Annotated in this window: 10 protein-coding genes; 2 read left to right on the top strand and 8 right to left on the bottom strand. The window is 48.9% G+C overall.

All coding sequences use genetic code 11. The features are described 5' to 3' along the window. The 7 genes from JWH17_RS02975 to mutL form a co-directional block, all read right to left on the bottom strand. Positions 1-870, bottom strand: coding sequence for a radical SAM protein (locus JWH17_RS02975; protein ID WP_205221067.1), 870 nt, complete (start codon positions 868-870; stop codon positions 1-3). A gap of 85 nt (positions 871-955) precedes the next feature. Then, positions 956-2,074, bottom strand: coding sequence for an aspartate-semialdehyde dehydrogenase (gene asd / locus JWH17_RS02970; RefSeq protein WP_205221066.1), 1,119 nt, complete (start codon positions 2,072-2,074; stop codon positions 956-958). Between the two features lie 145 nt (positions 2,075-2,219). Next, positions 2,220-3,146, bottom strand: a complete 927-nt coding sequence (prs, locus tag JWH17_RS02965) for a ribose-phosphate diphosphokinase (protein WP_205221065.1) — start codon at positions 3,144-3,146, stop codon at positions 2,220-2,222. Between the two features lie 28 nt (positions 3,147-3,174). Then, the gene (gene leuB, locus JWH17_RS02960; RefSeq protein WP_205221064.1) at positions 3,175-4,254 is read right to left on the bottom strand and encodes a 3-isopropylmalate dehydrogenase; all 1,080 of its coding nucleotides are present in this window, start codon (positions 4,252-4,254) and stop codon (positions 3,175-3,177) included. 299 nt (positions 4,255-4,553) lie between these two features. After that, on the bottom strand, positions 4,554-5,198 hold the full coding sequence (gene rsmG / locus JWH17_RS02955) for a 16S rRNA (guanine(527)-N(7))-methyltransferase RsmG (protein WP_205221063.1): 645 nt from the start codon (positions 5,196-5,198) through the stop codon (positions 4,554-4,556). Next, positions 5,188-6,498 carry a histidinol dehydrogenase gene (gene hisD, locus JWH17_RS02950; RefSeq protein ID WP_205221062.1) on the bottom strand — a complete coding sequence of 437 codons (1,311 nt, stop codon included), beginning with the start codon at positions 6,496-6,498 and terminating at the stop codon, positions 5,188-5,190. The genes rsmG and hisD overlap by 11 nt, the downstream gene beginning before the upstream one ends. Positions 6,499-6,573: 75 nt before the next feature. Further along, positions 6,574-8,451 carry a DNA mismatch repair endonuclease MutL gene (gene mutL / locus JWH17_RS02945; protein WP_205221061.1) on the bottom strand — a complete coding sequence of 626 codons (1,878 nt, stop codon included), beginning with the start codon at positions 8,449-8,451 and terminating at the stop codon, positions 6,574-6,576. Positions 8,452-8,754: 303 nt separating this feature from the next. Here mutL and JWH17_RS02940 point away from each other — a divergent pair, with 303 nt between their 5' ends. Both JWH17_RS02940 and JWH17_RS02935 read left to right on the top strand, forming a co-directional pair. Then, the gene (locus JWH17_RS02940) at positions 8,755-10,461 is read left to right on the top strand and encodes a penicillin-binding protein 1A (protein WP_205221060.1); all 1,707 of its coding nucleotides are present in this window, start codon (positions 8,755-8,757) and stop codon (positions 10,459-10,461) included. A gap of 143 nt (positions 10,462-10,604) precedes the next feature. Next, complete coding sequence (locus JWH17_RS02935) at positions 10,605-10,880, top strand: hypothetical protein (RefSeq protein WP_205221059.1); 276 nt, start codon at positions 10,605-10,607, stop codon at positions 10,878-10,880. Positions 10,881-10,962: 82 nt separating this feature from the next. Here JWH17_RS02935 and JWH17_RS02930 read toward each other — a convergent pair whose 3' ends face one another. Next, on the bottom strand, positions 10,963-13,323 hold the full coding sequence (locus JWH17_RS02930; RefSeq protein WP_205221058.1) for an FAD-dependent oxidoreductase: 2,361 nt from the start codon (positions 13,321-13,323) through the stop codon (positions 10,963-10,965). Between the last annotated feature and the right edge of the window lie 7 nt (positions 13,324-13,330).

The following is a 13,330-nucleotide window of genomic DNA, read 5'->3' as shown; positions in this document are numbered from 1 at the left end:
TCAAAAAGAACGATACTGCTCGGCCTTGAGACCAACCTTACCCTGGAGGGCACTGTGGATAAGCTGCAGCGTTTTCTCCTTCTCTTCAGGCAGCCTGGCTTTGATCGGTAAATAATTGGATGCATGATTTGCGTGAAAATAGCCGCCAGATAAATCAGTGTGAGTGATCATCACAGCTAATTCCTCAAGCATCTCCATGGGTTCGAGCAGTTCAAACAACCCTTTTTCATAGGACGAATACAGGTCTGTTCCCTGACTGAGCATGAGACTGAGTGCACCTACATATTCAGGATCAATTGCGCTCAGCACCCGGCCTGTCTCCACTGCATGGACATGGGACCGCTTTTTACCGGCAATCCCAAGCAATACCGTTACCGAAAGTAACATCCCGGCACTACGCAGTCTTTTCCCCATCTCAACCATACGCTGTGCATTGCTGCCTTTACAGATATGCTCAAGCGTCACATCATCGCCGGACTCAAGGCCCATATAGGCAATTTTTAAACCAGCATCACGTAGTTTCTGTAGATCCTCATCACTTTTAAGCCTTATACTTTTCGTGTTGGCATATATTCCAACCCTCTCCACCCAAGGAAGTTGCTCGCGAATTGCATTGAGGATATGCAGCAGCCTCTTTTGTGGCAGAATCAGTGCATCACCGTCACAAATAAACAGTCTTTTTTGTCTTTGAAAATGCCGGGAAGCATACTCGATGTCTTCCATGATAATGTCATCGTCTTTGATCGAAAAACGACTATTCTTGTACATTCCGCAAAAGGTACATTTGTTGTGAGAGCAACCAGTGGTCACCTGAAGAAGGATAGATTTCGCTTCACTTGGCGGCCGGAAGACATCACCCTGATAGTGCATTATATGTGGCCCTAGATCTCAGTTTAACAAAGGTGTCCGGCAGAGAGATGCCCCCTGCCGGATGGCGAGCATTCATCAGTATAGTTTAATCAATATACTCTAACACAATTTTCAACATGCGACGCAGTGGCTCTGCCGCACCCCACAGGAGTTGATCCCCCACACTAAAAGCACTTATGAATTCAGGACCTAGATTCATTTTTCGAACCCTCCCCACCGGAATGTCCAGCGTACCGGTTACCCTGGCCGGGGTCAGCTCCCGAAGTGTTTCTTCCTTGGTGTTTTCCACCAGATAGCCCCACTGATTATGCTCATTTATGGCCTGTTCAACCTCTGCAAGCGGAATATCCTGCTTTAATTTAATGGTAAAAGCCTGGCTATGGCAGCGCATCGAACTGATCCGGACACAACATCCGTCAACGGGAATCGGCGAATCCTCCAGGCCCAGGATTTTATTGGTTTCACTCACGCCCTTCCATTCCTCACGAGTCTGTCCGTTCTCCATGGGTGAATCAATCCAGGGAATAAGACTAGCAGCGAGTGGCGCACCAAAATTGGCAGTAGGAAACATGGAACTCCTGATACTTTCAGTAACGTTTCTGTCCACATCAAGGATGGCTGAGGATGGATCATCAAGAAGTGTTCCTGCATTCTCGCCGATAATGCGCATCTGCTCGACCAATTCTTTCATATTTTTGGCACCGGCACCGGAAGCTGCCTGGTAAGTCTGAGATGATACCCACTCAACCCAGCCTTTTTCAAAAAGACCGCCTAAAGCCATTAACATTAAAGAAACGGTGCAGTTACCACCGACAAACTTCTTGATGCCACTTGCAAGGCCCTTATCGATAACCGAACGGTTAACAGGATCAAGCACAATAATGGAATCACTGTCCATACGCAGTTTGGAAGCCGCATCAATCCAGTACCCTTGCCAGCCCTTACTGATTAACTGAGGATACACAGTCCCTGTATACCCCCCCCCTTGACAGGAAACAATTATATCAAGCTCTGCAAGCTGTTCAACATCGTGTCCGTCAATTAATTGATAGGTGGTTCCATCTATCTCCGGACCAGCCTGCCCAGCCTGGGAAGTTGAAAAAAAACGAGCTTCATACCCCTGAAAATCCTTTTCTTCCCGCATTCTTTGCATCAAAACGGAGCCAACCATACCCCGCCAACCGACAATACCTACTTTTTTCATGGCTCTTCTCTTTCTCTAGGAATCTATTTCTTGATGAACTTTTGATAAGCCCATCACTTGCTTTAAGATAGTTAAATTACAACACAGGCATACCAAGCAAGGTATTCTTTATCTCACGACGCCGACAACTGCAGTTTTCCTGACATCATCGTTTTTTGAGGCGCAAATGTTTTCGTAATTCATTAGCAATCAAAGGTGCCACCGAAAACACCTGCAGCAAATCATCACTGCAGGAACCGGGATATGTATCTGCTCCGATGATACAATGAATACCGCGTTCTGCAAAACGCTGTCTAGCCTTACCGGCAAGCACTAAATGCGTTGCCATCACTGCGACATCAACCGCTCCAGCCTCATAACAACGATCAACGGTCTGGAGCATGGAGCCACCTGTACGGATCATGTCATCACAAATAACAGCCGTCTTGCCTTTGATAACCCCCGACAACTGGCCCACAATAGTCTTATCCACATCGTATCTATCCTTATTGGCTGCAGTGTGGGGGCAGTCCAATATCCCTGCCAGACGCGACACTCGTTTGCTAAAACCATAATCAGGGGAAACAAGCACAAAATCTTTCAAACCAAGTCTGCGTATTTTTTCAGCTCCGTATCGCTCGGTCCACAGGTGACGGGTCCTAATCTCGCCGGCGTGGGCATGCAGAACTGCTTCTGAATGTAAATCCACAAAAGCAACATAGTTGGGACGAGAACGAAAAATCTGCCGCGTCCTGGTTATTCCCTTGGGAATTTCGCCCGATTCCGGCCGTACCCTTTCCATGGTCGAATATCCAAGATATGGGATCACCACGTTCACAGAAAGGGCATTCCAGTAGCGGGCGCCGGCAATAAGGTCCACCAACTCCTGCTGGGCACTATCATCAGGAGTCGATGCTATAATCACCACGTGCTTGCTCGCCACCTCTGTGGGGAAGGCATGATAGAGTTCTCCGTCTGCAAACCTTTGTCGCTTCATCTCGGTTCGCACCACTTTCAACTCGTTGGCAACCTTCTCTGCCAAGGCTTCCGCCGCAATATTATTAATGAGCAGAATATTACTTCGCTTTGCCATATGCTCCCCCTGGAAAATGTTTAGATGTTTATTTCATCGCCGCAACGATGGCATCGCCCATGGCAGCCGTAGACACTGGTGTCAAATCAGGTGTAGCAATATCCTCGGTCATGATGCCCTGTTCCAGGGTAGCAGACACGGCATTTTCTATGGCATCGGCGGCCGCCTCCTGTCCCAACGTATAGCGAAGCATCATTGCCGCTGACAAAATCTGAGCTATGGGATTTGCCTTTCCCTGACCGGCGATGTCAGGTGCAGAGCCTCCAGCAGGTTCATAAAGACCGAATTTATCGGCATTGAGGCTTGCAGATGCCAGCATCCCCATGGAGCCGGTGATCATTGCAGCCTCATCGGAAATAATATCGCCAAACATATTGCCACACAGCATTACATCAAATTGTTGAGGGTTGCGGACCAGTTGCATGGTTGCATTATCAACATAGATATGATTGAGTTCCACATCAGGATACTCTTTGGCAATCTCATTGACCACTTCGCGCCACAGGACCATGACAGTCAGTACATTCGCCTTGTCAACGGATGTAACTCTCTTGCTACGCACCCGTGCGGCCTCAAAAGCCATTCTTGTAATACGTTCAATTTCAGATCGCTTATACACCATTGTATCCCAGGCCTTCTCTTCCGGGCCGCTTCCTTCCCTTCCCTTGGGCTGACCGAAATAAATGCCTGAAGTCAATTCCCGCATAACGAGGATATCAAACCCTTCACCCACAATATCACTCCGCAGAGGGCAGGCAGCAGCAAGCGAAGGAAAAACCTTTGCCGGACGCAGGTTGCAAAACAAGTCAAAATGCTTTCGTAGAGGCAGAAGTGCAGCTCTTTCCGGTTGTTTTTCGGGTGGTAATTTTTCCCACTTGGGTCCGCCAACCGAACCAAACAATACAGCGTCACTCTCCTCACAGACGGCAAGGGTTGCCGGGGGAAGGGCCTCGCCGTGATTATCGATGGCAATACCGCCAACATCTGCATGGACAAATTCCAACGAAAAATCGAATTTCTGTTGGACTGTATCTAAAACCTTCAAGGCCTCGGCCATTACCTCGGGTCCGATACCATCACCGGCTAACACTGCAATCTTGCTTTTCATTAGACTCCTCAGTTAAACGTAAAAAATAAATCCGCCTGCTTTACTGACTGTACCAACCGTACATGGCTGCATGGACGACAAAGCAGGGGGAAAGAATCAACAGAATATTGTTAAAAAGGATTATATAACACGCTGAAAGAAAACTTTTTGCCCCAAAATGTGGAAAAAAGAATATCTCAATGTGGTCTCACGATTCGACTACTACTTTTAAATTTTTACTACCAAATATACGTAGAAGTTACCAGTGAGAAGTAGACCAGGTCTACAGCTGCTTGGAAAGTATAAGGGCAATACTCTTTTTAATGAAGACGAACCAACCCTACTATTCTGTCGGCACCTGAATACGGGAGGACAAACCGTTGAGTCGAAATCAACCGACAAGAACGATCCATATTTTCTACCTCCAACAAGCGCTCCTCCTTTGCCGCCATAATCACTGCTGTTGCCCCCTGTTCTAAAAAAGGGTACACCATCGGCAAAAAACTCACTGGTGAGGCTACCGCTCTACTGGTTACAAGGTTGAAATGATCTATATGCTCATGAGCAAAGGCCTCTATCCGGTCTGCAACAATCTCGACATTTGTCAGCTGGAGAATTCGTGCAATATGACGCAGAAAAGAAACTCTCTTCAGGCGTGGCTCCAGCAGGGTAAATGATACCTTCGGTAATACGGCAGCAAGCACAAGTCCCGGAAACCCGGCACCAGTGCCCACATCCAGCAGACGTATTCTTTCTTTATTAACGAGCAGAGGGTACAAGGTCAGGGAATCAAGGAAATGATTCTCAAGGATTTGCTCGTCCTTGGTGTCACGGGCGATCAGGTTAATACGACGATTCCACTTCTTGAGTTCGCCAAAATAGAGCAGCAACGCTTCAACCTGCTGCTGATCAAGCGCCACTCCTAAACGAGAAGCGCCCTTTTTCAGAAGTTTTTCACTCTCCACCGCGCACCCTTACAGCCACTGAATTTCCATGGGCAGTGAGCCCTTCCAGGTTCGCCAACCTTTGGATATGATCAGCATCATTACACAGAGCACGTTTTGAATAGGAAATAACAGAACTCTTCTTTAAAAAAGTTTCTACTCCGAGGGCTGATGAAATACGCGCAGTGCCCATGGTCGGTAAAACATGGTTTGGTCCGGCTACATAGTCACCGGCGGCTTCCGGTGTATATGAACCAAGAAAAATAGCACCCGCATGACGTATATGCGGTAACCATGCCCACGGATCGGTTATCTGTAATTCAAGATGCTCACTGGCAATCCGGTTGGCCATTGTAATCGCTTTTTCCAGGGAATCGACCACCAAAATAGCGCCATAATCATCCAGCGCTTTTTTGGCTATATCAGCCCGTGAAAGCTGGGCCAGCTGCTGTTCTATTTGTTCGCAGACTTTGGCGGCAACATCTTCTGAGGTGGTAACCAGAATAGCCGTTGCCTGCTCGTCGTGCTCAGCCTGGGCCAACATATCGGCAGCTATATATGCAGGAGTTGCGGAATCGTCAGCCACAATCAACACTTCACTGGGACCGGCAATCATATCGATTCGCACCCTGCCCATAACCTGGCGTTTGGCCTCTGCCACATATTGATTACCAGGACCGACAATAACATCTACCCGAGGGATAGACTCCGTTCCATAGGCCAGTGCCCCAATGGCCCAAGCTGAACCGGCCTTATACACTTCCGTTATCCCTATCTCACGGGCAGCGACCAGCAAGGCCGGATTGACAGCTCCTTGCCGATCCGGAGGCGTCACCATCACCCGATGGCCCACACCAGCTATTGCCGCCGGAATTCCATTCATCAATACCGATGAAACCAACGGGGTCGAGCCACCCTGCCCGCCGGGAACATACAATCCTGCAGAATCCACCGGACGCACCAACCGACCGGTAATAGTTCCATCTTCACGGGTCAACATCCATGAATCTTCCATCTCCCGCTCATGAAAAGTGCGAATTCTATCGATTGTAAAATGCAGGGTCTCTATAAATTGCGTATCGACCAAAGCCCTGGCCTGCTCAAATTCAACCTCGCTTACTTGTAAGTCTGCAATATCGAGCTCTGGGGCATCAAACTGGTTGGTATAATTGAGTACAGCAACATCCCCTTGAGTACGTACACGTTCTAGGATTTCTGCCACAGACTGTCGACATCCAGAATCAGCCTCAACAAAACGATTGTTCAATTGAGCAAGGCGTTGCTGCCCTTTTTTGCTGGCTGCATCTGTTACTTCAAGCATTGAGATTTCACTCCTTTGTTTGTTTTTCTTTTTTCCACAGAGGTACTATCTTTTTCTGTAGTTCTGCAAAAGGTATCAACCACCGTGGCGATGGAACCATTTTTCTACTTCCGGTTGTAAAAAAGTTTTAACAACCGGTCTCCCATGGGGACAGTGGGAGAAAACGTCACTTTCCTCCATCTGCTGCAATAAGCTTATCATTTCTTGTGGACTGAGTACATTGCCGGCCTTAATGGCTGCCTTGCAGGCCATAGACGCCAGCAGGTCGTCAATAACGCCCGCCACCACCTGCTTCCGGCTTCCCTTGCTTTCATAGAGCATATCCAGGATATCGTGAAGCATGGAGATCGGGTCAAGCACACTTATCACTGCCGGCACGCTTTTGATAACCCAGGTTGTCTCTCCAAAATAGTCAATCTCCAAGCCGAGACTTTGCAGATCGTCATGGTAACGTTCCATGGTTTCCATGTGATCAGGCCCCAGTTCCACGGTCACAGGAAACAGCAGTCCTTGCCGGGGGATATCTTTTTTCAAATAGTCCCGTTTCATTTGCCCGTAAAGGATTCGCTCATGGGCCGCATGTTGATCAATCACAATAAACCGGTCACCTTTTTCACACAGTAAATACAGTGAAAACAACTGACCGACAAGACGAAGTCCGGCAAACTCAGTGTCTCTTTTCTCCGCCGTTGGCTCATGCTGGAAAAAGGGCGCAGAAAAAACGTGCTCTGATACCTTTTCAGGACGCTCGGTTGCCGTGGGTTTTTCCATGACAGGAGGCTGCTCATCGGGCACGACATGCTTGTTCTGGACGCGGGCAATGCCAATAGCGCTATCCAAAGGGCGTTGAAAAGGCTTTGCTGCGGGCTCGGCCATTATCAGATTTTCGCTGAGCCGTTCCTGATTTTCGTTGATACTTTTCTGTGCAGGGGTAAACAGCTGTGCACGGGCATGCTCTTGATGCTTCTGGATAGCACTTTTCACAACCGTCTTAAGCAGCTGATACACTTGCCGATGATCACGGAAACGAATTTCCCGTTTGGCAGGATGAACGTTAACATCAACCAGTTCAGGTGAAATGGACAGCAACACAGCTCCTGCCGGCTGATACCCTTTCATTAAAAAACCATGCAGCCCCTCTGTCACTGCATTGCGAATCATTCTGTCCTGGACAGCCCTGCCGTTGACAAGAATCCGTAAACGAGCTGAACGGTTTGGGGCTGCTTCAGGTAGAAGGAGGTATCCGCCCACCTGTATGGAGTCGGTTGCCGCAGCACCACTATGCTCAAGAGAAAGCAAAGGACCATCATAACGAAAAATATAACGGAGACGAGTTTCCAAGTCGCTTCCGGAAGGGCAATCCAACACTGTTCGTTCATCGACACGGAGACTGAAACCGACTTCAGGCATGGCAATGGCCTGGTTCTTCACGACCTCCTCGACATGATACGTTTCAGTACGAGCAGATTTAAGAAATTTCTTTCTTGCCGGCACATTACCAAACAGGTTACGCACTTCCATGACCGTTCCCCTGCTGCAGCCCTGTTCATGGACCGCATGCAGAGCTCCATACCTTAGCTCGACCAAGGTCCCGGTCTCTTTTTCCTGATCGCGGGAGATAATGGTCATCCGGGAAACAGAACCTATACTGGGGAGAGCTTCCCCGCGAAAGCCAAGGGTGGCAATGGCACCCAGCTGACTTTCTTCCTGTATCTTGGAAGTTGCATGTCGCTCCAGGCAGAGGAGAACATCATCTTCGATCATGCCGCATCCATTGTCAACGACACGCATAAGCCGCACGCCACTGCCTTCTATCTCGACATCTACCTGGTTGGCTCCGGCATCAATGCTATTTTCTATCAATTCCTTAACCACGGAAGCAGGCCGCTCAACCACCTCACCGGCTGCAATCTGGTTGGAAAGATGTTCAGAAAGAATGCGTATACGTGACAAAATAAATCGGTTCCAAAAAAGTGGGCTTTAATGATGCTCAACCTAAAAATTCATGGTAGAGAACTGCCTATCAGGAACGGTAGCCTGCCTGCCGCGAGAGTGAGCATCACTATATATGGGTTGTCAAACCTCTAACATTACATATTCTCCTTTCTCTTGTCTACCAAAGCCAAACAAAAAAAACGATCTTCGCCCTTAAAGCGGAAAAGTCGTAATCCATACACCCATTCGCACATCTGTCTCTTTCTCCTTACCATCGGCGGTATTGTCTCTTTGCTGGTGGGAGGAGGACTTGCGTGGTTCATGCTCCTGGACATTCCGGCTATCCATTCAGTGGACGATTACCGCCCCCAGGTCGCCACCATCGTCCTTGATCGAACAGGCAAACCGGTTGACGCGATATACAAGCAATACCGAGTGATAACTCCGCTCAACAAAATGCCGGCTCTCCTTCCCAAGGCTTTTGTCGCCGCTGAGGACAGTCGTTTCTGGGAACATCCGGGACTTGACCTGTGGTCGATCTTGCGTGCAGGAATCAATAATCTCCGGTCAGGAAGGCGTAGCCAGGGGGGATCGACCATTACTCAGCAGGTGACCAGGTCCCTGATGCTCACCAGGGAAAAAAGTTATCTCCGTAAAATTACTGAGTCAATTCTTGCCTACAGACTCACCCAACGGCTCACCAAAGAGGAAATCCTCTACATTTACCTTAATGAAATTTACCTTGGCGAAGGTGCCTACGGCGTAGAGGCAGCTGCAGAACGATATTTCGGTAAAAAAACAAGTCAGCTTTCCCTCGCTGAAATAGCTCTGCTTGCAGGGTTGCCACAGGCTCCCAGTCGTTATTCTCCCCACAAAAAACCAAAAGCTGCCAAAGCCAGGCAACGGTATGTACTTAACCGTATGGCCGAAGAAGGCCACATTACAGCTGCTGCAGCCCGGAAAGCATACCAGCAAAAACTACACTACACAGCACCGCATAAAAACAAATTAATTGCCGGATACTTTACCGCCCATATTCGCAAGCTTTTGGCAAAACAGTACGGGCAAAAGGCCCTTTATCAAGAAGGTTTAGTCGTAACCACCACTTTGGACAGCCAACTGCAAGCCCATGCTGTCCGCGCAGTGAAAAAAGGAATTAGTCAAGTAGGCAACAGACAAAACACTAAAAACCTGCCCCAGGGCGCTCTGGTTGCCATGGATCCCCGTACCGGAAGAGTGCGTGCCTTGGTTGGCGGTGCAAATTATCAGCAAAGCCAGTATAATCGAGCTGTAGAGGCAAACCGGCAACCAGGCTCTTCCTTTAAACCTTTCATTTATGCGGCTGCTTTTGAAAAAGGCAGACAGCCCGGTGATCTCATTAACGATGCCCCTTTCTCCATTCGTAACCGCGACGGGTCTGTGTGGCAGCCCAAAAATTACAACAATCGCTACCAGGGATCAACCAGTCTGGCAGACGGTCTTATCCATTCCAACAACATTGTGAGTATTAAGCTGCTCCGGCAGACAGGACTCAAACCGGTTATCCGGCTCGCCCAACAGGCCGGCATAAGCGCAGACCTGCAGCGCGACCTGACCCTTGCCCTGGGCTCTTCGCCGGTATCCTTACTCGAAATGACCGCAGGATATGCTGCCTTTGCCAACCAGGGACTCGCCATTCGGCCCGTCTTTATCACCAGTGTTCGTGATCATACCGGCAAACGTCGTCCGTGGCCGCAACCGCGTCCCAATAAAATACTCTCTCCGCAAACAGCTCAGCAAATTAAGCGACTGCTGAGACTTGCGGTCCAACGAGGAACAGGAAGGCAGGCAGCAGCCGTAAAAAACGGGGCCGGTAAAACCGGGACGTCCGACAACAACACGGATGCATGGTTTATTGGTTTTTCAGACAGGCTCTTGGCCGGCGTCTGGATAGGCTATGATCGGAGTCAATCTCTGGGAAAAAAAGAAACCGGCGGGCGGGCCGCAGCCCCGGTTTGGAAAACATTTATGCAGCAATCACAACAGTAGGAGAACTTTACCCGCGTCATTGATAAGACAATCAATCAGCCCGAGGTGATCATATGTCAACCATAAAATAATTAGGGCAAATTAAAGCGATAACCGATATAATTTTAACATACTCGCAACTCTACATCTTTGGAGAAGGGACCATGGTAGATATCATTATCGGACAAGTTCAACCTATTGGACCACCAGTTAAAAAAACCGATACCAACTCCATTAGCGTGGAAGCTGAAATCCTTAATGTCAGACCTCCGCGCAAACAAATAACACGACCGGCCGGTGAAGAGAGGCGCAAGCAATTCAGGCAGGATCCTCACAACGGACAAGTCTTGACCCTATTGGTTCCTAACGGAATGACCCTGCCTAAAGATCTTGACGGTAAAAAATACAAGGTCGTAATGCGAATCGTGAAAAAGACATAAAAAAAGCCCTTTTTTGCACATTACGGCAAAAAAGGGCTGAATAAGAATTTTGGAGGTGCGCCCCAGTTGAAAGCGATATCAATCAGAAGGGTTGCATGACCCAGATGCCGCAAGGACAGGTATCTGCACAGAAGCCGCAGGCAATACATTTGTTATCATCAGAGACATACTCATAGTCAACCCCATCAGCTCCCATCTTCTTTTCCTGCCTTGAAATAGCATTAGTGGGACAGATAGTTTCACACAGATGACAATCCCGACAGGAGCCGCAACTCAGACATCTCGCCGCCTGCTGATCCTCCGTAATAGCCTTATCTCTTTCCGGATCATAATGGGCAATGGTGAGATCTTCATATTTTATTAACCGCTTGTTAAAAGGAAGCCATGGTTCTCCCTTGATTTCAGCGACAATAAATTCTGCAGTACGTTTTCCCGCACCAAGGGCATTGGTAGCAAGCCCTGGACGTTCTACGTCACCAACAGCAAATATTTTTTCATCACTGGTACGACCAGTCTCATCGCTCTTAATCCAGGAACCGCCGGCGACATTAACCACCTCAACTGAATCAGGCAAAAACGGCAACGTGGGAATATCCCCAATGGAGATAATCACAGTTTGTGCAGGTATCAGCGTACCATCGTTGGTTATCAATCCCTCATCGGTCACTTCTTGCGTCATTACAGGCCATTGAAAGGTTGCGCCAAGAGCCTCGGCTGCTTCCCGTTCCTTGCCGAAAGCAAGTGGCTTTTGGATATCAACCAGAGTAACCTGCTCAGCCCCAAGGCGATACGCCTCTGCCGCCACATCACAGCCGACATTGCCGGCACCGATTATGACCACCTGTTTACCGGTCACCATCGGGGTATCGCTTTTTGCCGCCTTAAGATAATCAAGGGCTGGGATCACCTTTTCATGCCCTGGGAATGACAGGGTTTTAGGCAGATGCGCTCCCACACCAATGACCACATAATCATACTGCTCTTTCAGTTCTTCAACCTTTTCTTTGGTTAAACTGACGCCCAGATTGACATGGATATTTTCATATTTAAGAAAACGTTCAACCTCCATCTCCCAGACTGCTTTAGAAAGCCGCTCCCAGGGAATGGTTTGCGCTAGTTTTCCACCAAGCACTTTATCCTGCTCGAAAATATCCGCTCGTATACCGTGCTGAGCAAGATGCCAAGCTACGGCCATACCAGCCGGACCACCTCCAATGACAGCGACTTTAGCGTTGATGGAAGGTTCAGGCTCAGGCGGGTCAACCCGTTGAACAGCCCGCCCAAGAACGGAGACATCTATGCTGTAATCTATTTTTTCCCGGGAACAGTTCTGAATGCAGAGGTTCGGACAGATTGTCCCGCATACAGAGGCAGGAAAAGGAGTATACCGAAGCAGCATTTCATAGGCTTCTTCGTTTCGCCCTTCCCTTATCAGCCGCAACCGGTCAATGGTAGGAATATGAATGGGACAATAAAATGTACAGGGTGCTGCTGAATCGCGATTTGCCCAGTAAGGCTTTTTACGACGCATATCCCCTGTTTCAACCACCCCGATAACGCTTCTTTCAAGGGCAGGAGCAAGATCCCGCAGCGGGTCTCCTCCATCAAAGCCTTGCATCCAGATACGCCTGCGAAACTCTTCCATAGGCATTGGTCCAGAGAACATCAGTGCCCTTTCCTGCGGGGTGATAGCGTCAAGAACCTGCCATTCCTCCCGGACTGACAACATCTCCAAAAGCTCAGGTCGTTCTATGGATTCCAGGTAACCCGGTAAATTTGCAATCAGCCATTCCCAGTCACTATCAGTCGGATCGGAAAGCTTGGCATTAGTTCTCGAATACGTGTCATCGGTCTGTCCACGGTAGAATATTTTGCCGCCGACCATGCCGACACAGGGACGATATCCGAGAACATTCTCCGGATTTCTAGGTTCAACCCCGCAAATGACGCCAACACCACCGCAGTTAAACTCGGCAAAGGTATCACCGACAGAACCAAGTACCCACATCTCGGGTTTTTCATAATCCGGATTCCACTTGGTCATGGTCAGACCGCGGGCACCGATTGACCCACCAATCATGACTCGTCCGGCGGCCATGGCATTGCAGACGCCATTGGTTGCGTCCCCTTTGACGACGATGTCGGCACCAATATTAAGGTAACCAACATCATCCGAGGCAGATCCTTCACAGATAATGGTTGCTCCGGGCTGCCCCATACAACCAAGTCGCTGCCCAACCGGCCCTTTAACCGTCAGATGCACGGGCCGCTGCTTTGTTCCAAGCCGCAAACCAATATTATGTTGACCAAAAGATTCAAGGATCAGCCGGTCACAAGCAGCTGCAGCGCCGCGAACCTCTTCCTCAAAGACTTTCGAGGAAATGCGCTGATTGTCTTTATCCTTACCTGGAACGGTAATTACATTTGTATTTTCTTGACTCATAGTATTT

It is taken from the genome of Desulfogranum marinum, from assembly GCF_016918565.1.
GTDB classification, from domain to species: domain Bacteria; phylum Desulfobacterota; class Desulfobulbia; order Desulfobulbales; family Desulfobulbaceae; genus Desulfogranum; species Desulfogranum marinum.
Note: the sequence above shows the minus strand (reverse complement) of the source record. Positions and strands in the feature narration are given on the sequence as shown.

Coding starts and splice junctions, on each gene's coding strand:
- JWH17_RS02975 (WP_205221067.1), bottom strand. CDS start 870: ATGCACTATCAGGGTGATGTCTTCCGGCCGCCAAGTGAAGCGAAATCT.
- asd (WP_205221066.1), bottom strand. CDS start 2,074: ATGAAAAAAGTAGGTATTGTCGGTTGGCGGGGTATGGTTGGCTCCGTT.
- prs (WP_205221065.1), bottom strand. CDS start 3,146: ATGGCAAAGCGAAGTAATATTCTGCTCATTAATAATATTGCGGCGGAA.
- leuB (WP_205221064.1), bottom strand. CDS start 4,254: ATGAAAAGCAAGATTGCAGTGTTAGCCGGTGATGGTATCGGACCCGAG.
- hisD (WP_205221062.1), bottom strand. CDS start 6,498: ATGCTTGAAGTAACAGATGCAGCCAGCAAAAAAGGGCAGCAACGCCTT.
- JWH17_RS02940 (WP_205221060.1), top strand. CDS start 8,755: ATGCTCCTGGACATTCCGGCTATCCATTCAGTGGACGATTACCGCCCC.
- JWH17_RS02935 (WP_205221059.1), top strand. CDS start 10,605: ATGGTAGATATCATTATCGGACAAGTTCAACCTATTGGACCACCAGTT.
- JWH17_RS02930 (WP_205221058.1), bottom strand. CDS start 13,323: ATGAGTCAAGAAAATACAAATGTAATTACCGTTCCAGGTAAGGATAAA.